At 44.6% G+C, this 24,404-nt stretch carries 20 protein-coding genes; 4 read left to right on the top strand and 16 right to left on the bottom strand.

Features of this window, described 5'->3' with window-relative positions; translation table 11 throughout:
* Positions 1-2 precede the first annotated feature (2 nt).
* The 11 genes from AMBT_RS04150 to murJ all read right to left on the bottom strand — a co-directional run bounded on the left by AMBT_RS04150 (position 3) and on the right by murJ (position 14,256).
* Entirely contained in the window at positions 3-422 is a 420-nt protein-coding gene (locus AMBT_RS04150) for a type IV pilin protein (protein WP_049791801.1), read from the bottom strand.
* Between the two features lie 44 nt (positions 423-466).
* Positions 467-4,549, bottom strand: coding sequence for a PilC/PilY family type IV pilus protein (locus AMBT_RS04145; RefSeq protein WP_013783326.1), 4,083 nt, complete (start codon positions 4,547-4,549; stop codon positions 467-469).
* A 14-nt stretch (positions 4,550-4,563) separates the two neighbouring features.
* Positions 4,564-5,127, bottom strand: a complete 564-nt coding sequence (locus AMBT_RS04140; protein ID WP_013783325.1) for a PilX N-terminal domain-containing pilus assembly protein — start codon at positions 5,125-5,127, stop codon at positions 4,564-4,566.
* Complete coding sequence (locus tag AMBT_RS04135) at positions 5,124-5,933, bottom strand: PilW family protein (RefSeq protein ID WP_049791800.1); 810 nt, start codon at positions 5,931-5,933, stop codon at positions 5,124-5,126. Before AMBT_RS04135 ends, AMBT_RS04140 begins: the two co-directional genes overlap by 4 nt.
* Before the next feature lie 32 nt (positions 5,934-5,965).
* Positions 5,966-6,598 (bottom strand): prepilin-type N-terminal cleavage/methylation domain-containing protein, encoded by a 633-nt coding sequence (locus AMBT_RS04130; RefSeq protein WP_013783323.1) that lies wholly within the window; start codon positions 6,596-6,598, stop codon positions 5,966-5,968.
* Positions 6,599-6,803: 205 nt separating this feature from the next.
* The gene (ispH, locus tag AMBT_RS04125) at positions 6,804-7,748 is read right to left on the bottom strand and encodes a 4-hydroxy-3-methylbut-2-enyl diphosphate reductase (protein WP_013783322.1); all 945 of its coding nucleotides are present in this window, start codon (positions 7,746-7,748) and stop codon (positions 6,804-6,806) included.
* A gap of 2 nt (positions 7,749-7,750) precedes the next feature.
* Positions 7,751-8,224 (bottom strand): FKBP-type peptidyl-prolyl cis-trans isomerase, encoded by a 474-nt coding sequence (gene fkpB, locus AMBT_RS04120; RefSeq protein WP_013783321.1) that lies wholly within the window; start codon positions 8,222-8,224, stop codon positions 7,751-7,753.
* An 11-nt stretch (positions 8,225-8,235) separates the two neighbouring features.
* On the bottom strand, positions 8,236-8,781 hold the full coding sequence (gene lspA, locus AMBT_RS04115; protein WP_013783320.1) for a signal peptidase II: 546 nt from the start codon (positions 8,779-8,781) through the stop codon (positions 8,236-8,238).
* A complete protein-coding gene (gene ileS, locus AMBT_RS04110; protein WP_013783319.1) occupies positions 8,774-11,593 on the bottom strand; it encodes an isoleucine--tRNA ligase in 2,820 nt (939 codons plus the stop codon). Before ileS ends, lspA begins: the two co-directional genes overlap by 8 nt.
* Before the next feature lie 109 nt (positions 11,594-11,702).
* Positions 11,703-12,623 (bottom strand): bifunctional riboflavin kinase/FAD synthetase, encoded by a 921-nt coding sequence (gene ribF / locus AMBT_RS04105; protein WP_013783318.1) that lies wholly within the window; start codon positions 12,621-12,623, stop codon positions 11,703-11,705.
* Between the two features lie 76 nt (positions 12,624-12,699).
* Positions 12,700-14,256, bottom strand: a complete 1,557-nt coding sequence (murJ, locus tag AMBT_RS04100) for a murein biosynthesis integral membrane protein MurJ (protein ID WP_013783317.1) — start codon at positions 14,254-14,256, stop codon at positions 12,700-12,702.
* 409 nt (positions 14,257-14,665) lie between these two features.
* Between murJ and rpsT the strand changes: the two genes are divergently transcribed.
* A complete protein-coding gene (gene rpsT, locus AMBT_RS04095; protein ID WP_013783316.1) occupies positions 14,666-14,929 on the top strand; it encodes a 30S ribosomal protein S20 in 264 nt (87 codons plus the stop codon).
* Positions 14,930-15,033: 104 nt separating this feature from the next.
* Here the strand turns inward: rpsT and AMBT_RS04090 are convergent, their stop codons facing one another.
* From AMBT_RS04090 to AMBT_RS04075, 4 genes are read right to left on the bottom strand one after another with little or no spacing between them, the layout of a single operon-like run.
* Complete coding sequence (locus AMBT_RS04090; RefSeq protein WP_013783315.1) at positions 15,034-15,786, bottom strand: SDR family oxidoreductase; 753 nt, start codon at positions 15,784-15,786, stop codon at positions 15,034-15,036.
* Positions 15,783-16,859, bottom strand: coding sequence for a phosphotransferase family protein (locus AMBT_RS04085; protein WP_013783314.1), 1,077 nt, complete (start codon positions 16,857-16,859; stop codon positions 15,783-15,785). Before AMBT_RS04085 ends, AMBT_RS04090 begins: the two co-directional genes overlap by 4 nt.
* A 3-nt stretch (positions 16,860-16,862) precedes the next feature.
* On the bottom strand, positions 16,863-17,747 hold the full coding sequence (locus AMBT_RS04080) for an SDR family oxidoreductase (protein ID WP_013783313.1): 885 nt from the start codon (positions 17,745-17,747) through the stop codon (positions 16,863-16,865).
* Between the two features lie 43 nt (positions 17,748-17,790).
* Positions 17,791-18,696 (bottom strand): bile acid:sodium symporter family protein, encoded by a 906-nt coding sequence (locus tag AMBT_RS04075; protein ID WP_013783312.1) that lies wholly within the window; start codon positions 18,694-18,696, stop codon positions 17,791-17,793.
* Positions 18,697-18,921: 225 nt separating this feature from the next.
* Here AMBT_RS04075 and AMBT_RS04070 point away from each other — a divergent pair, with 225 nt between their 5' ends.
* From AMBT_RS04070 to olsF, 3 genes are all read left to right on the top strand, one after another.
* Positions 18,922-19,827: a LysR family transcriptional regulator gene (locus AMBT_RS04070; protein WP_013783311.1), complete on the top strand. Its 906-nt coding sequence runs from the start codon at positions 18,922-18,924 to the stop codon at positions 19,825-19,827.
* A 113-nt stretch (positions 19,828-19,940) separates the two neighbouring features.
* Positions 19,941-20,741: a UDP-2,3-diacylglucosamine diphosphatase gene (locus AMBT_RS04065; RefSeq protein WP_013783310.1), complete on the top strand. Its 801-nt coding sequence runs from the start codon at positions 19,941-19,943 to the stop codon at positions 20,739-20,741.
* 128 nt (positions 20,742-20,869) lie between these two features.
* Positions 20,870-22,606 carry a bifunctional ornithine lipid synthase OlsF gene (olsF, locus tag AMBT_RS04060; RefSeq protein ID WP_013783309.1) on the top strand — a complete coding sequence of 579 codons (1,737 nt, stop codon included), beginning with the start codon at positions 20,870-20,872 and terminating at the stop codon, positions 22,604-22,606.
* Between the two features lie 139 nt (positions 22,607-22,745).
* Here olsF and dapE read toward each other — a convergent pair whose 3' ends face one another.
* A complete protein-coding gene (dapE, locus tag AMBT_RS04055; protein ID WP_013783308.1) occupies positions 22,746-23,909 on the bottom strand; it encodes a succinyl-diaminopimelate desuccinylase in 1,164 nt (387 codons plus the stop codon).
* Positions 23,910-24,404: the final 495 nt, after the last annotated feature.

Below are 24,404 nucleotides of genomic sequence, written 5' to 3'. Positions count from 1 at the left end.
AATTAACAAGACCAGCAATACTCACCCGCCGCCAACGAACCATTGTTGTTTACGTCCCAGCCTTTGCGGCCATCACTAAAATAAAACAGCGCGCCATCAGAAGCTTGCGCGGTGCTACTTACGGGTGTTGCTTTTAGCTGGTAACTGGTTGCATCGGCAGACACTATGGTAAGGTCGTAGCGTTTATTGCCCGCTGCTTCTGTAGAAGGAGAGTAAGTGGCAAATATGGTTGGTGCTCCTGTATTTGCGCCACCTGCACCCGCACCTTGGTAACTGAACGAGCCACTATGATGACGCTCCATTGCAGCAGCAAATGCCAGCATGTCTGCCTGCGCCGAGCCTCTATACCCATCAGTCATAAAAGACTGATATGACGGGTAAGCAATACTGGCAAGAATGCCAACAATAGCCACCACGATCATTAATTCAATAAGGGAAAAGCCTTTATATTTTTCGTTACTACTAATCACTGAGATGTATCCTCTCGCTCAGTTTCAGAATGCCAACTGCCTCGTTGTATTCGTTCAAACTTACCATAAATATTTTGCGCTAAGCATTCAAACGCTGAACCACAGGGTTCTTCGTTGCCATCATCGTCGACACTGATAACAGTGGAAGCACACTCGGTACCAAGGCACACCACAGGACTGGTTATATCTTCAATAAGAATTTTAGTCTCTGGCGCGATCCCTGTTTGCTGTAACTCAACTGATCTGTCTGAACTATCAAGTTCGCCATTATTATTAAGGTCTGACACAGCATTCGCATTAAATAGGTTAACGAGATAAGCACGGCTATTTCCAGACGGCGGCGCACACAAACTGGTGCTACTTACCGCAGGCACATAAGTCGTAAAGAATATTTTGTAATCTACTATTAGAGGTGATGCCAATACTTTTTCCCCATCGGTGGTAAGCTCGATATACCACCCCGCTTTATTTGCAAAGCTTGATGCTGCCACCCCTTGCTCAGTTTCATCGCTACTGGTAAGCAAATGTTCGGTGGCATTGTATAAATCGGACTCAGACACCGTGCTCATAAAGGTAAATTGACCACTCGTGTCGCGACTAAAAACGCCCTCGTCTTTAAGCATATAAAAATTATCTTCTACTGTGACATCTAGCGGTGATGCTCGCCATCCACTACCCATTGCCACGGCATAATATAATTCGTCACCCAGCGCGACCTCTGAAACATCGGGGCCATAGTAAAAGCGACGATGAGTTTCAGCGGTGTCTCCAGCAAAATTAGCCAACCGAGCCCCTTTTATAAAGTTGCTGCCCGACTCGCCATTATAAATATCCATCCGGAACAGCTGCCCGCCCATGTCACCGACATACATATGGTCAGCGAAGCCATCGTTGTCTCTGTCGATTACGGATATACGACCTGGGATACTGTAGTTCATATCAGCTAGATTCAAATCTGCATCAGCGTTACTGGCGTGCCAAAGCAAGCTTCCAGTGTCTGCATCGAACATATAAACCGCATTTCCAATATTATCAGCACTTCTCACTAACTTATCATCTTGCGAGTCATCGTAACCGCCACCGATGATCATGACATTCTTCTCTTCGGTGCCGTAGCGAACTTTAGTGATAGTAGGGCGCGACCATGTTTGTCCTAATTTTTCAAGGCCCGTACTGCCGCCTTCAATCACAAACTTAACCGTAGGTGACGTCTTCTGTGTCACATCAAATACATAATAATTACGGCCACCTCGTCGCATACCTAAATACAAGTAAGTCGACGTTCCCACTGTACGCAACACCATCTCGCCGTCTAAGCCGTAAACGTGATTAAACGTTGAGATATCCTCATAAAAATGGTGCAGGTTAGGCAGTAGCGCTTTAGGCATAATGCCAAAGTTTTCTTCACCGGTTTCTGCATCAAACGAATGCAGCATACCTTGGTTTGTGGCAACCAAAATGGCCGAGTCTGTGCTCCCGTAATTAACCACTACAGGCTGAGAATGAATGGGGTCGCCCATTTGAAGACGGTAGTCCGTTGTATCGCCGTCACCATCATTATCTTTAACATCTATGCCTCTTGCCCATTTAAGCAGTACTTCGCGAAGCGCATCTGCATCGAGTTCGTCATCCACACCTAGCAATGCTGTCGTAATTTCGCTGTTGTCTTCATGCAATTCGTTACTCGATTGAATGATATTTCCAGCACCATCGAAAACATACAAGTTACGGTTAGCAGTCATTTTACTCGCGGTACCGCCCTCTCGAACATCACTACCATCAACGAGAGTTGACCAGTAGCTATGAGAAGTATCTTTAAAAAATCCCGTATCACCATCGACAGCAACCAATGAGTTTTGATCTAAAATATTCTCACCATCTAATCGATATCGCTTAAGATTCCCTGGCCAGATAGCCCCTTCACTTGGCTTAAATAACGCAAAGTAAAGTTCGTCGTTATGGGTCAAGCGATTAAGTTGATTCACCGCTACACCCGGCGATACAAAGGTAGAATTAACATCTTTTACAGAGCGAAGAATAGTATTGAATGCCTCAAGCAACTCAGTGCTGTCATCGGCTTGATAGAATCCACCACCACTTTGTACTGCCAATTGGTTTAGGAAGTTATTGGCGGTACTATTTGCCGCAAATCCAATCGTATGGGTGATTACGCGACGATCAATAACCGATGTATCTGAGTCACTGACATTTTTCACAAGATTTAAACCACACTTTTCACCGCCACTACCGGTACAACTATCACCTAGTAACGACTCGATAAGTGAGACACTGTGATTATTGTTTGCTTCACCGTCAGACAGTAAAACAATATGGTTGTTGGTCTGGCACTGCAGGTCATTCACCGGTGATATATAGGTTGCCCCACTAGGGATATATTCATTAATACAGTCGCTGTCAGACAAGTTGTCATCGGAACACCCATTTGGCTGAACGGCATCCCCCCCCAGATAAGCGCTTCTATGACTGACACGCGTATTCTTCCTCACCGTGTTTGATACTTTATAATTACCACGGGTTAGTCCATAATCAACGTCTCTGCCGCCGTAATAGTTAACCGCCTCATATAATGTATCTACGATGGGTGTATAACCGCTAGCAGTAAGCTCATCAACTTTACTGATCAGGTGTTCTCTTACTGTCGATGTCTGTCCAGGTGTGGCGGAACCATTAAACTTAACGACTAATTTTGCGGCAGACGACTGAGAGCCACTGTAGGTATAAGCACCTCGATAGCCCGTGAAGTCACTAAACACGAACGCCATTGCATTACCGGATTGCCATCCTGCTCTATCTACAATCTCTTTAACGACACCTGATAAATCGGGCGAGGCGTAATCGTTTCCCGATGAAAATGACCCCATAGACCAGGTTACACCTGACGTTTTGCCAATATTTCTAAGCAAATATCGATTTCCAGAAGAGAAATCGTCAGCATCATTAGCAGCAACACCGCGAATTAACATGCTCGAGTTGTTCTGGTTGTAGCTGCTATAGGCTGTTAATTCTATGTAGGCTTCGGTAATTTCAGCCCCTTGAGGGATGTTTACATTTTGAAAGCGAACGCCTATGTAGCTGTTGTAATTACTTGAGAACGTAAGCTCTGAGCCTGTATTTTCATAACCGTTGTTATTTTCTTCTATGTTGTCGTTAGAACGGCTAACTTGGTAAACACTTTCACCGCTGATACAACCTGTAGCGGTTGTATCATCATAAGACACCACCAATTGCGGCGACCCAGTTTGCCCAGAGTCAAATGCTCGGGCTTCTCGGCTACTGGCAGCATCTGAACTTGTGCCTTCTATAAGAATGTTGAGGTCTTTGCCCCCGCACCACTGTGGCAAATCTACAATTTCTTGAATAATCGATGAGATATCTGGCGTGGCAATGACCTCATCAGCAGAAGGAAAATCATTGTTACTTACCCATTCAACTTCTGATGCAGTTTTGGTTCTTGACGAAAGGTTGTTATATGCCGTGGAAAATTCCGTGCTAGTGGCTGACGCCTCTCCACTTATCGTGAGTGTGGTGCCCGCTATATTAAATTTTTCTGATGTAAAACGAAGGTGCGCACTGAGTATCGTTGCCCCTTGAGGAATATTCATCTCAGTAAAACGCATTCCGGATGTGACTATATTCGTGCCAGAGCTCAACACCAGGTCGTTAGCCGTAGTATTTACTGTACCGTTGATTTCTGACGCATCGTGACTGCTTGCACCCGTTGAGGTGATAAGCTCCGGTTGAATAGCATCGTCAATTCCGCTTACTGGAAAGAGTATAGGGCCACCATAGTCGGAAAAACGCATAAGGCCGGCATCTATATTGGTGGCTGACGTTAACGCCTCTTTAAGTGCGTTTTGTACTCTAAGAATGCGTGATTGGCCGGTGCCATCTTTGCCCGTCATACTGCCTGACGTATCCATAATAAAGAGTACATTTGGATTATAAGTAGCAGACTCTGACGCCGTGCCTAAGTAAATATCCAAATCATCACCGACAGCAGAAAAGCCAATGCAAGAAAACATCACTACCGAGACAAAAAAACTACTCACGCGCTTCATAATTATTACTCTTTTTATTGTGACGCAGGGCCAAACACTGATGCCGCTAGGGAGTTCGCAACCACCGTAGATTTACCACCTACTTTGCCGCAGCCTCTAATAATAAATACGTGGCAATTTACGTTGCTACCACCAATAACGTTGCTTGAACCTCGACATGCTTGCTCTCTTATAAACGCTGTACGAGACCAGCTTTTGGTACTCGCCATGGTTTGATAAGTACCATTTGTCGTGTGTTCATTACCCCACGATAGACCACCTTCGGTCATGTACCTATCAGTCCATTCATTTTCATCGAAACAGCTCATTGTTTCTGTTTCAGGTTCGTAGGGGTCAAGCTGGCGTGCCGCAGAAAGAGGGTCAACTTTAGTGCTATCTTGTAACAGGGATTCGTCCTCCGACTCAAAAAACACCCCCGCAATAGCCGCTTCCGCAGCGTCGAATGCTAGCCCCGTCTGCTGCATTGACATTGCCATTTTAGATTGGGATAGGCTACTGGTTACCGCACTTACGCCTAAAATGGTGAGAGAGAGCAACACTAACAATGCAAACACCATTACTAATCCACGCTGTTTCATTGAATGCTCCTAACAAAGTTTTTCACATTTCTAAGTGACACTGTTTTAGCAAAAACCTGATAATAATGGCTCGAATCTAGCGTAACTTGATTCTCGTTTAGTAATGCAAATGTAGGGGCTGAAGTTTGCTGAACTTGATTTTGATAGCTTTTAAGTAAGATACCCCAGCGCAATGCAACCACTTGTTGATTCTGTGCTCGTAGCGCAGCCAACTTATCGGCCGTCACATAGGTTATCGCTTGCCCATTAGAATCCTCAGCAACATCACTAACGCCATATTGAAGTTGGAAGTTACTTACATTGTCTAGCAAGGTCACAGTATTTGGTGAAACGGATTGTGTTTTTAGGCCCCGTAATACTCGCCCATCGTAGCCTGTACATTTAAATTCATTGCCGCTAACGTAGTATCGGTTAACCACATGAAACTCATCACCTGCGGCATAACCATGCTTACTGCCCGTACAGTCTGTAGAGGCAAGCAAATTCACCACTAACACGTCATTTGCACCACTTGATGCTTGCGTGCTTCCGAGCGTAGTGTTTGAGACGAAGTCTCCGGCTAACCCAATTGGCTTATTCTCAATAAATCCAGCCTCCGCCACCGTATCAACTGAGTTATCGATAGACGCGACAATAGTGTCATAGCGACCAATTTCGTAAAACTCACTACTAAGCCGGCTTGTTATATAACGTCCAGACTCCTGAACCTGTGCCACCGCTTGATTAAGTTTGTTCGTTACACTACTACTCACTAATACCTGAATTATCGCGCCAGATATCACCAGCCCTAAGGCCAATGAAATCATTAACTCTACAAGCGAAAAACCCTTTACACGCTTCACAAGGTTAAGTCCTTAATCACACAGGCGTTACTGTCTGAGTCATTTGGATTGCAACGCGTATTTAAGGTGTAATTTTGACTACCTGCTGATGCTACCGGCCACGCTAGAATAACTTGCAGCCGTGAGCCCGCACTGCAACTGTAAACATCTGCTACGTTATTATCTGTACAGGTTAATGACAGTGTGGTTTGAGGGTTAGTTTGTACTGCCGCGCAAGATAATGCCCAGCCATCGTATTTAGCCATATCCAGCTCGTTGCAGGTGGCGGTTTCACAATTGGGCACTCCAGAAGGACGACTCAAACAAAAACATTTATAAGGATGGGTGGAACCCGAGCAGGTGAGCCCGTTGAAGTTGTAATTGCTTGCATTGAAATATTGGTTGTTAACCACAATGCCATCACCTACCGTTGCCACACGCGCAGCAGCACGTAAGCGCTCTGCAACTTGAGCCGCAACAAATTCGCTTTGCGTGCGGCTAATCGCATCTTTGTTCGCAAAAGATCCTGTGAATTGAAGAGCAGCCACCCCGAGTAAACCAATGGCAAGAATGAACATAGTGACAAGCACCTCAATAAGGCCAACGCCTTGTTGCTTATCCAATCCACTAGTGTTTATCGTTCGATTCATAGTCCCTGCATTGCCCAATGGCATTCACGCTAAAATTTAGACACAACCTTATGTTTAGCATTCTATGCTAAAAATTTCTTGCTCAAGGTATAAGCAACCATAAAACGTATCAGATTGTATTACCATTAGACGATAGCGTAAAAAAAAGCACCGCATATCAATGCGGTGCTTTTAAATTCAGCCCAATTTTTATACCTAAAAGGCGCTAGCTTACTTGTTTGACTCTAAGCTCCTTAGGAACCGCGAATTCAACATTTTCTTCTCGGCCAGCACGTTCAAAAGCAGAAACCGCTCCCCATGCTTTAAGCTTATCAACCACGCCTTGAACTAACACCTCGGGTGCAGAAGCACCTGCCGTTACTCCAATATGCTCAACATCTTTAAGCCAACTTTCCTGAATGCAATTCGCATCAGCAATTAAGTACGCCTTCGCACCAATTTTTTCGGCTAGTTCACGTAAACGATTCGAATTTGAGCTGTTTTGAGCGCCAACCACCAACAGTACTTGGCAATCTTGAGATAGATCCCGCACGGCGTCTTGACGATTTTGGGTGGCATAGCAAATATCGTCTTTACGTGGTCCTTGAATATCAGGGAAACGTTCACGCAATGCATCAATAACATCTGCAGTATCATCAACAGATAAAGTCGTTTGGCTGCAGTAATAGAGATTTTTGGCATCTTTTACTTCAAGGGTCGCTACATCGGCTTCAGACTCGACAAGGTAAATTCCACCCTCATCATTGCTGTACTGCCCCATCGTCCCCTCAACCTCGGGATGTCCTGCATGGCCAATCAAAATACATTCAGTGCCTGTTTTACTCGCACGGGTCACTTCCATATGCACTTTAGTCACTAATGGGCAAGTAGCATCAAATACCTTTAATCCACGATTTTCGGCTTCTTTTCTTACTGCTTGAGAGACCCCATGGGCAGAAAAAATAACAATGCAGTTGTCGGGCACTTCATGCAATTCATCTACAAAAATAGCACCACGCTCACGTAGACCATCAACCACAAACTTATTGTGAACGACTTCATGGCGAACATAGATTGGCGGCTCAAATATTTCGAGTGCTCTTTCTACAATGGTGATGGCTCTGTCTACACCGGCACAAAAACCACGAGGATTGGCAAGATGAATTTGCATAATTACTGATCACCTTTTGATGTAGGTGCAGGTGCAACTTTTACATCGACAATTTCAACATCGAAAATAACCGTTTGCCCAGCTAATGGGTGGTTAAAATCTACCGTTATCGAGTCGCCCGCGACACTTCTGATAATACCGGGTATTTCTGAGCCATCTGGCTGAGAAAACGCAAGAATAGCACCTTCTTGAATTTCCAAGTCAGCACCAAAACGGCTTCTATCCATGTAATGGATATTATTAGGGTTAGGCTCACCGAAGGCATCGTTCGCGGCTAACGTGAACGATTTCTTTTCACCCTTTTGAAGTCCTAGTAAGCAAGCTTCAAAGTTAGGGGTAAGACTACCGTCACCCATTACCATTTTCGCGGGCTTATTATTTACGCGGGTGCTGTCAGCGGCTGAGCCATCTTCAAGTTTTAAGTCAAAGTGAAGAATAACTTCGCTGTCAGAACCAATAATTAGGTTGTCGGTCATTGTGGCTCCGGTTACTGCTTTGACGTGCTGGTTGAATCGGCGCTTTTATGTTTCTCGCCGTTCTTGAACATATCAATAATTAATAGGGCTGCACCAATAAATATCGCGCTATCGGCAATATTGAAGGCAGGCCAGTGCATGTTGTTTACATGAAAATCGAGGAAATCGATAACATATCCATGCACTAAACGGTCGTAAACATTACCTAGCGCGCCACCCAAAATAAAAGAAAAGGCGACAGGCAATAAGGTCTGATTTTTGGGTGATTGTTTTAACCACCATAAAATAACCACACTGACGACAGTAGCGATGGCAGTAAAAAACCATCGCTGCCAGCCACCGGCACTATCAAGAAAGCTAAATGCCGCGCCGTAATTGTGTACGTAGGTTAAATTGAAAAACGGTAATACCTCTATCGATTGATAAAGTGACATACCGCCTAACACTGCATATTTGGTAACCTGATCTAGCGCAAATGCAATTAGGGTTATCCAGAGAAACCGTAAACCGGTTTCACTGAATAACTTAGGCTTGGTATCCGCCGTAGTATTAAGCATACTGACGCGTTTCCCCTTCGCCATCAATGTTGGTTACACAACGGCCACATAATTCTTCGTGTCCCTTATGGGTGCCAACATCTTCGCGATGGTGCCAACAGCGAACACATTTGTCGCCGCTTGCTTTGTTTACACTTAACCATAAACCTTCAACATCGGTAGCCGCAGCATTGTCTGGTGCGCCTTCTACTTTTGTCAGGTTCACTGCTGATGTAATCAATACAAAGCGCAGTTCATCTTCAAGTGAAGCCAAGGTGTTAAACAAAGACTCTGTAGCATACAAGTCAATCTTAGCTTCTAACGAACCGCCTAACTGACCGTCTTTACGCGCTTGTTCCATGGCTTGGTTTGCAGCGTCTTTTACGCTTAATACCTGATGCCATAGTTCGTCGTTAAATACGTCACTTTGCGTGAAGCTGTTAAAGCCTTCGTACCAGGTTTCGGTAAATACAAATTCACTACGCTCGCCCGGTAAAGCTTCCCAAATCTCTTGCGCCGTAAAGCTTGTGATGGGTGCCATCCAACGAACTAACGCTTCCATAATATGGTAAAGCGCAGTTTGACAAGAGCGGCGTGCATTGCCGTCAGATTTTGCCGTGTACTGTCTGTCTTTAATAACATCTAGGTAGAATGAACCTAACTCGATGGAACAGAAGTGCATCAGCTTTTGCGTAACGACTAACAAATCGTACTTTTCAAACGCTTCAACAAGTTCTTCTTGTAGTGCTTTCGCACGCGCCACAATCCAGCGGTCTAGTGCCACCATCTCGTCTTCTGGCAAAGCATCTTCTGGCACAAAGCCATTAAGGTTTGCTAGTAAGAAACGTGACGTGTTACGTAAACGACGATATGCATCAGCAGCACGTTTTAAAATTTCATCAGACACCGCAATTTCACCGCGGTAATCAGTAGACGCAACCCATAAGCGAAGAATGTCTGCGCCTAGTTTGTTCGTCACTTCTTGCGGTGCAACTACGTTACCTACCGACTTCGACATCTTTCTGCCGTGAGCATCTACGGTAAAGCCATGAGTTAACACTTCTTTATAGGGTGCGTGGCCATGCATGGCGGTAGACGTCATTAGCGATGACATAAACCAACCACGATGTTGGTCTGACCCTTCTAGGTACAAATCGGCGCTAGCGGGAATGTCTTCACGTTGGTCAACCACAAAGTAGTGCGTGACACCTGAGTCGAACCATACATCTAGGGTATCGGTGACTTTGTCGTAGTTATCGGCTTCGCTACCTAGTAGTGCAGCATCATCGATATCCCACCAGGCTTGAATACCTTTAGTTTCCACCTCAGCGGCCACTTTTTCCATAAGTGCAACTGACTCAGGGTGAAGTTCACCGGTAAGTTTGTGCACGTACAAAGGAATAGGAACGCCCCATGTACGCTGGCGAGAAATACACCAGTCTGGACGACCTTCTACCATTTTCTGGATGCGGTTTTCGCCCCACTCTGGGATCCACTTAGTTTGTTTGATTTGTTCGATTGACTCAGCACGTAAGCCTTTTTTATCCATGCTGATAAACCACTGCGGCGTAGCACGGAAAATGATAGGCGTTTTATGGCGCCAGCAATGCGGGTAACTGTGCTCATATTTCACGTTAAGCACAAGGTTACCGTGCTCTTTTACCGTTTCAACAATGGTATCATTGGCTTTAAATACGAACTGGCCGGCAAATAAAGGCGTGTTTTCTAAATACACACCATTGTTACCGACTGGGTTGTACACTTCAATGTCGTATTGTTTACCTACATTGAAATCGTCAACACCGTGAGCAGGCGCGGTGTGAACACAACCTGTACCTGATTCAGTGGTAACGTGCTCACCCAAAATTAGCGGTACTTTTAAATCTAAGAACGGATGATTAACTAGCAGTTTATCTAAGCTTGAACCTACACAGGTCGCTACTTCACGATACTCTTCAATACCGTAGCGCGTCATGCAGCTTTCAAGCAAATCTTGCGCAACCACTAACCATTCGTTGGTCGACGTGATTTCTACAATCGCGTAGGTTAATTCTGGGTGCAAGCTGATGGCGCGGTTGGCAGGCAGCGTCCACGGGGTCGTTGTCCAGATAACCACGCCCGCTTTGTGCGCGGTTAAGTCTTCACTACTTACACCAAACGCAGCCGCAATAGCGTCTACATCAGCAACAGGGAATTTCACATCAATAGCAGGTGAAATTTTGTCTTGGTATTCTACTTCTGCTTCTGCCAACGCAGAACCACAGTCTGTACACCAATGAACTGGCTTGAAGCCTTTCTCTAAGTGGCCCGATTCAACCACTTTACCCAGTGCGCGAATAATGTCGGCTTCTGAGCGAAAATCCATGGTTTTATAAGGATTGTCCCAGGTACCGAATACACCAAGACGTTTAAAGTCAGCCATTTGGCCATCAATTTGACGTTGTGCGTATTCGCGGCACTTTTGGCGAAACTCAGCAGCCGTCACTTTTTTGCCCGGCTTACCCACTTTCTTCTCTACCATCAATTCAATAGGCAAACCGTGACAGTCCCAACCCGGCACATACGGCGAGTCGAAATCTGACAGTGTTTTTGACTTAACAATAATGTCTTTAAGAATTTTATTTACTGCGTGACCAATATGAATATCGCCGTTTGCGTACGGAGGGCCATCATGAAGAATGAAAGGCTTCTTACCTTTCTTCGCTTCTCTAATCTTTGTGTATACCCCTTTTTCCTGCCAGTCTTTAAGCATTTTAGGCTCACGCTGAGCAAGGTTGCCGCGCATAGGAAAGGCGGTTTCGGGTAGGTTTAATGTGGCTTTATAATCACTCATATAATTGTATTATCCGGTTACCTTTAATAATACCCAACGCCTCGTTAGGCGCTGTATAGGCTTGCATTGGTCGACGCTATGTTAAGCGTGGTGACTTTATCACGTTTCACTATTCTAATAACAGGCGCGCCTTAGCGGCATCGGCCTGTATTTGTGCTTTTAGTATCTCAAACGAGTCAAATTTCTGTTCATCTCGTATTTTTGCAACAGGAAACACGGTCATTGGTTTCCCGTACAGGTCGGCTGACATATCGAAGATGTGCACCTCTAACTGGTTTCGCACCCCGTTTAACGTGGGGCGAGTACCAATGTTTGCCACGCCATTGAATTTTTTTCCATCTACGGCAACATGTACCGCGAAAACGCCGTGAATTGGTGCTCTGCAACGCTTCAGCATGACATTGGCGGTAGGAAACCCTATCGTGCGCCCTTTCTTTTCACCATGTACAACTCGACCATACACAGCAAACGGCCTACCTAACATTTCTTCACCAAGCGCAAAATCCGAATCAGCCAGTGCTTCTCGCACTGCAGTAGAGCTAATACGATGAGCATGCATCATAAAGCTTTGCGTGCTAACCACTTCAAAGCCGTACTTTTGCCCAGCGGCTTGCAGCATGGCAAAGTCGCCTTTACGACCTTGGCCAAAGCGAAAGTCATCGCCGACCACAAGAAATTTAACCCCGAGCTTATCCACCAGCAAATCATGCACGAAGGTATCGGCACTTTGACTGGCAAAAGCTCTGTTAAAACGCACAGCCAATAAACGATCGACGCCTTGCTGTTTCAGCAATTCGTACTTTTCACGCAATGGACTGATGCGTGCAGGCGCTCTATCAGGTGTAAATACTTCCTCGGGTTGAGGTTCAAACACCATCACCGTGGCCGGCAACCCCAGCGCTTTGGCTTTTTGAAGCACATTACTCAGTACTGCCTGATGGCCCAAGTGCACGCCATCAAACTTTCCGATAGTTAGTACACACCCGCTGTGTTGCGGTTTTACGTTGTTAAGCCCGCGGATAAATTCCACTATTAGCCACTGCCTTTAGTTACTACTGAAAATTCAAAGCTCGCGATTATAAACGACCCAGCACGGAATACCAATATTAGCCGCCCCCACTTTTGAAATGACGACGTCTTGCACCCAATAAAATCATGCATGAGAAGAAAGCGGCGGCAGATAATGTGATAGTAATGGCGACATCCACCACTTGCACTGTCCATTCAAGGTCGAAAAATGCCACGCCCTTATCGCGATAATAAATCACTGCCCCCATCACTGCGCTGGCAATGAGTACTCTAATTATAAACATTACTGAGGTACGACTTAATACAAAAACCCCTTGTTTGTGCAGCGTAATATAAAGCAATGTGGCATTAAGTGTAGCCGACATGCTTGTAGCAATTGCTAAGCCCACATAGCCAAACCAAATTGCTAATAGGTTAAACACCATATTGGCGACCATGCACCAAATACCAAATTTAACCGGGGTTTTAGTGTCTTGGCGCGAGTAAAAACCAGGAGCGAGAACTTTTACTAACATAAAGCTCAATAAACCAAATGCGTAAGCGGTTAAAGAATAAGAGGCCATGGTGGCCGTTTCAGCCGTAAAGGCACCCCGCTGGAATATCACGGTTAAAATTGGTCGCGCCATGGTGGCTAAGCCTACGGCGGCTGGAATACCAAGCAAACACACCATACGAAATGCCCAATCTATATTGGCTGAAAAAGCTTTAGGATCTTTACTTACATGATTACGCGACAGCGCCGGCAATATTACCGTGGCGATAGCGATACCAAACAGCCCTAACGGGAATTCTAACAAACGGTCGGAGTAATATAGCCAGCTAATAGAGCCTGTCATCAGGAAGCTGGCGATAAAGGTATCGAACAGCAAGTTAATTTGCCCTACCGACACCCCAAACAATGCAGGGATCATCAAGGTGCGCACCTTAACAACGTTTTCATCTCGCCAGCCCCATTTGGGCTTTACTAATAATCCCGCCCGATACAAAAATGGCAGTTGGAAGGCAAGTTGTACTATACCGCCTATAAACACCCCCCACGCTAATGCGAAAGCGGGTTGCTCCATATCGGGAGCTAAAAAGACCGCACAGGCTATAATGCATACGTTAAGTAGCACTGGCGTAAACGCTGCTACTGCAAATTTGTTTAGTGTATTTAAGATAGCCCCTGCCAAGCCTGTTAACGATACAAAAGCAAGATAGGGGAAGGTGATTTTAAGCATGGTTGATGCGAGTAAGAATTTATCTCCTGCCTCATCGCCCTGTACCCACGCAATGAACCACCCTGTGCCGAACAGCGCGGCTAAAACTGGCGACGCGATAACGCCTACAAGGGAAACCACAAACACAATGGCCCCAAGCGTGCCGGAAATTTTAGCAACAAATGCTTTAAGCTCTGCTTTCTCGTGATTTTGGTGTACTTCGGTTAATACCGGAATGAACGCTTGCGCAAATGCCCCCTCGGCAAATAATCGGCGCAGGAAGTTAGGAATTTTATTTGCAAAGAAAAACACGTCGGCGGCAGCGCCATCACCCATTAGCCTTGCCACTACCACATCTCGCACTAACCCTAACACGCGGGATATCAACGTCATTACGCTGACAATAAGGCCTGATTTTAATAACTTCCGTGACACTAAGACTATTCCAATAGATACATTTCATTCACTTAAGCGCTCAATCATAACGAAACCCTGTTACCGGCGAAACGTATTATTCAAAATATAAGTGCATCTCATGAATTTTTTTTGCTATAATCCGCGCCCGTTGTGGGTATGGTTTCGTACTGTTTCATTTGTATCTGTGTGCTGTATCTGTGCACATGAGTACATATGTACAATAGCCATTTCGTTCTGCACTTTTTATTTGGCGCTTTATTAGCGCCTTTGTTAAGAACAGGCCGAAAAACCAAAGCATTCGATAAACATCTTATTTAATGTAGAAATTAACTTTCTACTTATTGGGTAAAATCGTTTGACTTTTGGCTGGATGATAGGCAAAATCCGCACCCTCGTTTTTGACATGAATTTATTTGGGAGTTACACCTTGGCTAACATCAAGTCTGCTAAGAAACGTGCAATCCAAGCCGAAAAGCGTCGCCAGCATAACGCTAGCCGTCGCTCCATGACTCGTACAAGCTTGAAGAAAGTAGTAGCTGCTATCGCTAGTGGTGATAAAGAAGGTGCACAAACTGCATTTGCTGCTGCAACTCCAATTCTTGACAGAATGGCTACTAAAGGTTTGATTCACAAGAATAAAGCTGCTCGTCACAAGAGCCGCCTAGCTGCACAAATTAAAGCTTTAGCTTAAATTTTACAGTTAGTAAAAAAGCGCCTATTGGCGCTTTTTTTGTGTCTTTTTTTTGTGTCCTTTGTTCGAGGCTTTTATCAGAAGCTTTTATTAGTGTTGTGGCACTAACTCATTTTGCGAATGGTGCTTGAAGGCGCGACACGTAGCACCCAATGTAATAATGCCCACGGCCAACTTGGCACATAAGACACCGCTTTTTCCTTATTAATGGCTTTTACCAACGCCTTACAGCCGGTTTCGGTATCGACAATAAACGGCACTTTTTCTACCGTTTCATTAATTTCGGTACGAATAAACCCAGGATGTACACAGCTAACCTTAATTGGTGTATTCATCACATCTAAGCGGATCCCCTCTGTCATAGACGTAAGCCCTGCTTTAGTGGCGGCATACACCGTCATAGCGCGTCTGAAGCCTCTTACCGCACTAATTGATGAAATCGTTACTAGATGACCTTCATTTTGCGCTCTGAAAATAGTCATGGCCGCTTCGGCTTGCGCCAGTGCAGCCACAAAATTGGTCTCTGCGGTTTGCTTATTTGCATTAAAAAAACCCGTACCAATAGAGGCGCCCTTGCCCATGCCCGCATTAACAATAACTCTATCGAGTTGCCCCATCTCTTGTTTAAACGCATCAAACACTTCAAATACTGCGTTATGATCATTTACATCAAGGGACTTAATTAGCACCTTGATGTTAGGATTTACCGCTAGCAGTTCGCTTCTAAGTTCTTCTAAGCGGTCTAAACGTCTTGCGCACAATGCTAAGTTGCTACCTTGCTTTGCGAACTCCGCCGCCATTCCTTTACCAAGGCCTGAGCTTGCGCCCGTGATCAGAATATTTTGTCTTGTTGTCATTTTCTTTTTCCTGATTTACGAATGGCCTTTTTACAACGCCACATTAAGTAGTGAATGAATATCCAAAAGTTTTTAAACGCGGGGTTATTGGTTTGACCGTGGTGATAGCGATAGTAAATTTGTTGTGCAATACCCGCTAATCGAAACAAGCCGTACACTTCATAAAAAGTGAAATCATCAACGTCAACGCCCATTTGCTTGCAGTAATAAGCCACCACTTCATCTCGTGTCATCATGCCAGCAAGGTGGGTAGGTTGCCTGCGGGTAGATTGGGCCAGAAAATCATCATCTGCATTCACCCAATAGGCTAACGTATTACCTAAATCCATTAATGGATCGCCAAGGGTGGCCAATTCCCAATCAAGCACACCTAAAATTTTGGTGTAGTCGTTTGGATCTAACACCACATTGTCGAATCTAAAATCGTTATGGGTAATGCAAATACGCTCATTGCTTGGCATATTCGCCTCAAGCCACCGCATAACCCCTTTGCCCGAGGGAACATTCCAGGTTTTTGCTTTCGTATAGCGCTCACTCCAGCCTGTAATTTGGCGCTCTATGTAACCACTACCTTTTCCAATCGTGTCTAAACCAGCCGCCTTATAGTCAACCTTATGTAGCTCTATTAAGCTATCGAGTACATTTTTACACAGCTGATGGGTCTGTTCTGGGGAGGTCTTTAAATCACGAGGAAGATTCTTACGTGGAATAACGCCTGTCAGCTTTTCCATGATATAGAATTCTGTGCCAATTACGGCTTCATCATCGCAATATGCCAGCATATCGGGCACATAGCTATACACCGGCTTCAGCGCTGCTTGAAGGCGATACTCTCGCCCCATATCATGGGCACCTTTTGCTTTAGTGCCCGCGGGCGCACGGCGTAATATTAACGACGTATTTTCGTATTCAAGACAGTAAGTCCAGTTAGACGCACCGCCTGAATATTGGGTCACCGTAGGTGTGCCGATGAGGTCTTGAATATGATTTTTTAGCCACCCATCGACAACATTAACGTCTAGCTCTTCGCCTTCTCTTACTGATACTGCTTTATCTAATACTGTATTCGTCATGGGTTACCGTTTTTCCATTGCACGTTTCATCGCTTTGGTTTGTTTTAGCATGTTGTTAATATACATTTGGGTGGGAAGTAGCTTCTTCATCAAAAATGCACGCTTGCCCAATTTGTGGGTAAGGATTAAAAATCGTTTTTTGGCAACCTGATCGCAGATACTTTGCGCAACCTCTTCTTTGGTCATATCTGCTTTTTTGAAAAACCGCGCCATCATTTTGTGCATGGCAGGGTTATCGCTACGCATCGACTCATCAAGATTAGTTTTAAAGAAGCTAGGGCAAACCACACTCACATCGATATTATCGGGCGCAAGCTCTAGCTTCATGGTCTCAGACAGTGATACCACCGCCGCCTTCACCGCGTTATAGCTGTTCATGTAAGGAATAGGCGTTAGCCCCGCTTGGGAGGCAATATTGACAAAATAGCCCGCGCCCTGCGCTTTAAACAAGGGCAGCATGGCCTTGCTGACGCGAACCATGCCTAATAGGTTGATATCGAAAATCCACTTCCACTGCGCAATACTTTCATCGCTTAAACTACCGCCGGACGCCACGCCTGCGTTATTAAACACAACATCAACACCGCCCCATCGTGCTTCTATCGCGGTAACCAAATTAGCGACATCATCATCTTGGGTAATGTCGCATGGTTGATAGAAAGCCTCTGTGCCTTTTTCCGTTAGTAGCGCTAAGGTTTCTTGCCCTCGCTGCTCATGGATATCAGCGATACAAATTTTCAATTGTTCGCCGTTTTTACCGGGTTGCTCGCTTAACGCAAGGGCAATAGCTTGCCCTAATCCCGTGGCACCACCGGTGATAAGGATGCGCTTTTCTTTATTATCTGTTTTTAGGTTATTTGTTTTTATGTTATTGGTTTCTGTACCCATGTTTTTGTACTCGTATGTTTTGCTCTTATGGTTAACGCGCAGCCTAGGCTTTTTGAGTAGCGAGTGGTTTGTCCTTACCGTCACTTTTAGTTGTATTTTTCAAACGCTTCGACCACACAGCTAAAAGCCCCGGGCCTGCATACATAGTTAAACCGTAAACCCCAGCCGCCACGGCAAATTCAGGCGAGTTCAAAAAGGTAATACAAATCAACATAGCTAGCGCAGCGTTTTGTACACCCACTTCTATCGACAGTGTAATACCGTCAATTTTTGACAACTTAAAGGCAAAAGCCAAAATAAGCCCCAGCACTACTGCTGAAATATTCAGTGCTAAGCACACCAGTAAGGCTTCTTCCAATGACGCCATTAAATTCGCCCGCTCACTGATTAATATGCCAACGATCATGGCAATCATGAACCATAATGAAAAGGTTCTAAAAAAGCCTTCTACCTTAATAGAAAATGCAGGTTTGAAGTGGCGTATTGCCATACCAATGATGACTGGCACTATCGACACGCACACCAAACCGACAACGGTAGTAACAATGGAAAATGAAGGCGCGTTCTCACCGGCGAAATAATCCATTGAATAATGAATAATAAAGGGAGTAGAAAATACGCAAATAAAAGTCGATAGCGCGGTTAAACTTACTGATAGCGCTAGATTTGCACGCCCAATATGACTGATTAAGTTACTCATGGTGCCACCAGGACACGCTGATAAAATCATAATGCCAATCGCCATCGCCGGATGGAGGGAAAATGCCAAACACAAACCAAACGCCAATAAGGGGAGCAATACAGTTTGCCCCACCAGCCCCACCACAATGGGTTTAGGTGCTTTAAGTAACCGGGTAAAGTCAGCTACGGTTAACGTAAGCCCCATACCAAACATCACGAAAGCCAAGGCCAGTGGAAGAAGTATTTCGGTAAAAATCGAGGCCTGCATATATGCCCTTTGTTATTGTAATAATAGTAAATAAGCCAGTTTACAAACTGCTACTAAACTTTCTGTGTACCTCATGGCCGAAACGTCATTCTGACAGCAGCACCCGACCACCCAGCCTACTGCTTAACAGTTTAGCTACAAAACCACACTTTAATTAACATTTAAACCAGTGTAACCTCGAATAAAATAAATAGAAATGATACTTTTTTATGGAATTTCATAAATATGATGCATGGAAAAATAGATCTAAATTTGTTTTTTGTTCTTAAAGCTGTGTATGAAGAAGAGAGTATTACTGCGGCCGCTAAAGCATTACATTTAACGCAACCGGCAGTAAGTCATGCAATGTCGCGTCTACGAGATAAATTTGATGATGAGTTATTCGTGCGCCACAGCAGACGAATGGTGCCAACCCCGTTGTGCCAATCTATCATTCAGCCTATAAAAGAGGCTCTCGCGCACTTAGAATCTACGCTGTCAGACCCCATCGATTTTGATATCAGCCGCTATAAAAGAGAAATAAGGTTAGGGTTAAGAGATATTCTTGAGTCAACGTTCTTACCGGCACTTATTCCCGAGCTTTTGCAAAATGCAGCGAATATTACGGTAACCAGCAGGCGGGTTACCCGCCCTGAACTTGAAACCGCCCTTACTAATAAAGAACTCGATATCGTCATCGATGCATTGGTGCCTACTGGCCCTGATATCCGTTCAACACTGGTGTGCGACGAGCATTTCGTGCTTATCTGTGCGAAAGAACACCCCATTTTAAAAGATAAAATGCTAGCCAATTATGTATCAGCATCCCACGTTCTGGTGACCTTGAAAGACTCTCGATTAGATACGGTAGACTTAGCGCTTGCGAAACAAAACGCCACGCGACAATTTGCGCTACAGTGCGAACATTACTTCGCTGCCGCAAGTGTAGTCAGTAAATCAGATTTATTACTTACTGTACCAAGTCGTTATGCACAGCAGATTACTAGCAGCCTGCCAGTTGCCGTTACCACACTGCCCTTTGACATACCACTTATGCCCATTCACATGTATTGGCACAAGCAAGCGGATGAGGATTTAGTGAATAAGTGGATGCGAGAGAAGTTATTAGCACTGGCTAACGAGCTTCTGTAAAACAGATTTTGTTGAAATAGACACCTGTAACACTATCGTCAAACAAGCGTCACCATTTTGTCAATTAACCTCCATATAGTGGCGTTCCAAGGCAATCGCTTTGGGACCTTGCTATGAAAAAAACACATTACCGCACACTTTGGCTTTCTGATATTCACCTTGGCAATCGTGATTGCAAAGCTGAATACCTACTTTCGTTTTTAAACAGTGTCACCGTCGACACCCTTTATTTGGTTGGCGACATTGTCGATATGTGGCAAATGATAAAACAATTTCGTTGGCCACAAGCGCACAATCAAGTTATGCATAAACTAATGGCGATGAGCCAAGATGGCACTCGCGTCGTTTATCTTCCGGGTAACCACGATGAACCAATACAGTCCTATTCTGGAATGGCATTTGGCGATATCGAGATTGAGCGCCAACTTGTTCATACCACGGCCCAAGGCAAACGCTATCTTGTGCTACATGGCGATCAATTTGATGGCGATGTCACCATGGGTAAATTTCATGCCTGGATTGGCGATAAAGGTTACGACTTACTGCTGTTTTTAAACCGCGAGTTCAATCGTTTTCGCAGCTGGCGTAAACGTGAGTACTGGTCACTTGCCGGTTACATTAAAAAGCATATCAAAGGGGCAAACGAAGCGATTGCTCGCTACCGTCAGGCTTGCTGTTCACGGGCAGCAGAAATGGGGCTTGACGGGGTAATTTGCGGTCACATTCATCACCCTGAAAGCACAATGGAAAACGGTATTCATTACATCAACGATGGTGATTGGATGGAAAACTGCAGTGCCTTGGGTGAAGACGAAAATGGAAATTTAAACCTTATCTATTCCCTTGAGAACATGAACAACGCAGATAATGTTACGCCACTTAAAGTGAAAAATTCACCATCGAAAGCAGCATAAGCATATCACTTGAACCCGCGTTTCATGATGAATGAAACGCGGGCCTCTGCATTGTCAGATAACTGACATCAAACTGTGTGAAAAACGTCATATTCCCCTGCTATTGTTCGCAAAAACCGAGAAAGACTATGTTTACTGTTGATGAAGTACTAAATAAACACTATCCCCAAGTGGCTAACAACCCCTTGTTGTTTAGGTCTTTATCGTTTGTGCTGCGCCACCTTTTGCATGAACGAGAAATAATAGAGTTCGGCGAAACCTATCCTCATTACGAAGACATCGATTTTGTAGAGCAAGTGCTCGAATACTTCAATATTAGTTACTCTACCCGAGATGTAGAGAAAGAGCGTATTCCATCACAAGGTCGTGTGGTGATTATTGCCAACCACCCTATCGGCTCACTAGACGCCCTTGCGCTAATTAAACTGGTTAGTGAAGTGCGTCACGACTTAAAAGTAGTGGCGAACCAAATGCTCATGGCCATTGAGCCTTTGCATGACATGCTGCTACCAGTCAATAATATGCAAGGCGGTACGCCGAAACAGCATTTAGGGGCTATTCAAAACCACCTGCAATCAGACGGAGCCATTTTAATATTTCCCGCTGGAGAAGTGTCACGACTACGCCCTCAAGGTGTGCGGGACACCCTATGGCATTCAGGCTTTTTACGTATAGCCCGACAAGCCAAGTCCCCTATTCTTCCGGTTTATATTGATGCCAAAAATAGCCCGCTATTTTATGGGGTGTCTATGGTGTACAAACCCTTAGCCACCGCGCTGCTGGTGAAAGAAATGTTTAAGCAACGCAAAAAACACCTTCCTATGCGAATTGGCGAGCTTATTCCTTTCGAGTCTTACCAACAAACCAGCATAGCGCTAAAAGATCAGGTCAAACTATTTAAGCGCCACTTATACCGCATTGGCAGTAACAAGAAAGGTATTTTCGACACGCAAGCCCCTGTGGCCATGCCGGAAGATAGAAAAGAGCTTTCCCGTGCAATGAAGCAGTGCGAACATTTAGGCCACACTAGCGACGGCCAGTCGATATATTTGTACCAACATAAAAACTGCTCACCAATTATGCGTGAAATTGGCCGCTTAAGGGAAGTGGCCTTTCGTGCGGTAGGTGAAGGTACTAACAAACGCCGCGATATAGACCAATACGATACTTACTACTATCACTTAATTCTTTGGGATGAGAGTAATTTAGAGATTGTGGGCGCATATCGTTTTGGCGATGCTGAGTTACTGAGTCATAAAGACCACCCTACCGGTTTATATTCGGCAACGTTGTTCGACTATGGAAGTGAGGAAAGTAACAGCACCTTGTTCAAAGAAGGGCTCGAACTTGGTCGTAGCTTTGTTCAACCCTGTTACTGGGGTAAACGTAGTTTAGATTATTTATGGGTTGGCATAGGTGCATTTTTAAATCGCTACCCGAAATATCGATACATGTTTGGCGCGGTGTCTTTAAGCAATGCTTACCCTCAACCAGCTAAAGACTTAATTGTACAGTTCTACTCTACGTACTTTCCGGCTAAGTTTGGGCAAGCCACTTCTAAGCGGCCTTATCAAATGTCGCAAGATCCCTTGTATACTTTTACCGGTAACGACTATAAATCTGAGTTTACTCAGTTAAAGCATTTACTCGCCAATATGGGCGTGAACGTACCTACCTTATACAAGCAATACAGCGAACTATCGAAAACCGGTGGCGTGGCGTTCTTAGATTTTAATGTAGACCCTGACTTTAACGACTGCATAGACGGCCTAGTGGTGGTCGATTTAGAAGCGTTAACCCAAAAGAAAAAGGAACGCTATTTAGGAGCAACACAATTAAAACCTGAGCTTAAAAAGTCAGCGTAGAGGTTTACAAAAGGCTAATATAGGTGGCTTGATTACCTGATTTTCGTCAAGCACCCTATATAAGACACTACACTAAAATAAGAAAAGCGCCCGTTGGCGCTTTTTTTATTCTCGTTGGCATATGAATCTAATACAGGCGTTACAGACTCAATAAAACATCTGTAAAAATATCTTCTAGGGTCACAATATCGGATAGGTGAACGTGTTCATTAACTTGGTGGATGGTGGCATTTGGTACACCCACTTCTACCACTTGTGTTGTGTCTGATGCAAAAAACCGCCCGTCTGAGGTACCGCCAGACGTGCTGACCACGGGGTAACGTCCAGTGGCTTGTCGAATGGCTTTTTCTGTAATATTAATTAAGCACCGCTTTTCTGTATTGCTTCTACTCAAATAGGATTCACAGGGTCTAGACCAGCTTATCGAAGCCTCGCTATCTACTTCAGCGGTAATACGTGTTAATAACTTAACTAAGCTGTCACGGTTAAATTGCCATGCGTAACGCACATTAAATTCAATACGGGTACTACCCGGCACCAAATTATCAGTAAACGCGCCCGTATCTACGTGAGTGACTTGCAAAGACGTACCTGGAAAGTCGAGGCTACCTTGTTCAAACTCGTAGGAGGATAACGCCTGTATGATACGGCTTGCTTTGTGAATTGCGTTATCGCACGTATGCGGGTAAGCAACATGCCCTTGTTTTCCCGATACCAAAATTGTGCCCGACAATGAACCTCTGCGGCCTACTTTAATGGTGTCGCCGGTAGTATGCGTAGCAGTAGGCTCGCCTACTAAGCACATATCAAGTGTAATGTGTTTAGCATCTAAATAGGCCTTTATCCATTTAGAGCCATATTCAGCCTCGCCTTCTTCATCACTGGTAATCAACCACCAATACGTATATTGGTTTGAATTCATTGATGGTAGCGCTCTTTCTGTTGCTGCTAGCATGGCAGCAACACCGGTTTTCATATCGGCAGCGCCACGACCATAAAGCTTATTTTGACTTATCACTGGGCAAAAGGGATTAGATTTCCATTGTTCTAATGGGCCTGGTGGCACTACATCGGTGTGGCCAGAAAAAGCAAAATGGATAGGCCCATCCCCCCATTTAGCGATTAAATTAGTCACCCCTTCCACTTTGTGCTTTTCACATGCAAAGCCTAGCTTTTCTAATCGGTGCATTAGATAGCTTTGGCACCCAGCGTCAACGGGGGTAATGGATTCCCGTGCCATAAGCACTTCTGCAAAATGAATGCTTCTAGCGTGGTGGACCAACGAAAGCGCAGTATTGTTCATAAGAATAAATGAAGTCTAAGTTTGCTTACCTGTTATTACACAAAGTAAAGATGACACACAGATAACAAAATTAAGACAAGGAAATGACAAGGCTAAACTGATTTCCCCTTATATACTGTAGTCATATATAGTTAGGGTAATAGATGATTCTATCGATAAACTTGTATTTAGGCAGCGAGCTAAAGTTATTACTAGAAGCGGTTACCCTACATAAAATTTAATCCCCCTTTACCGATACAACGCGAGGTCGAGTTTTGCTAAAGATTATTGTACTAATACCACTTATCTTGTCGTTATTGTGGTTTGGCTACTTGAGGGTGAATAGCTATTCCCTAGCACAAGGCAAACAAGGTTTTACTTACATACTGGTACTGTCGAGTGTTATTGCGGTATTTTACGCGCTGATGCTCTTTCTCACGCATTAGTACTTTTACTTATTAAAGAAAAACGCTCACAAAAAAGCCAGTGTTGGCGAAGCGATAACCACATCGCTTG

Origin of the sequence: Alteromonas naphthalenivorans, from assembly GCF_000213655.1 — a bacterium.
In the GTDB taxonomy this organism is placed as follows: domain Bacteria; phylum Pseudomonadota; class Gammaproteobacteria; order Enterobacterales; family Alteromonadaceae; genus Alteromonas; species Alteromonas naphthalenivorans.
This window is presented reverse-complemented; position numbering and strand designations above follow the sequence as displayed.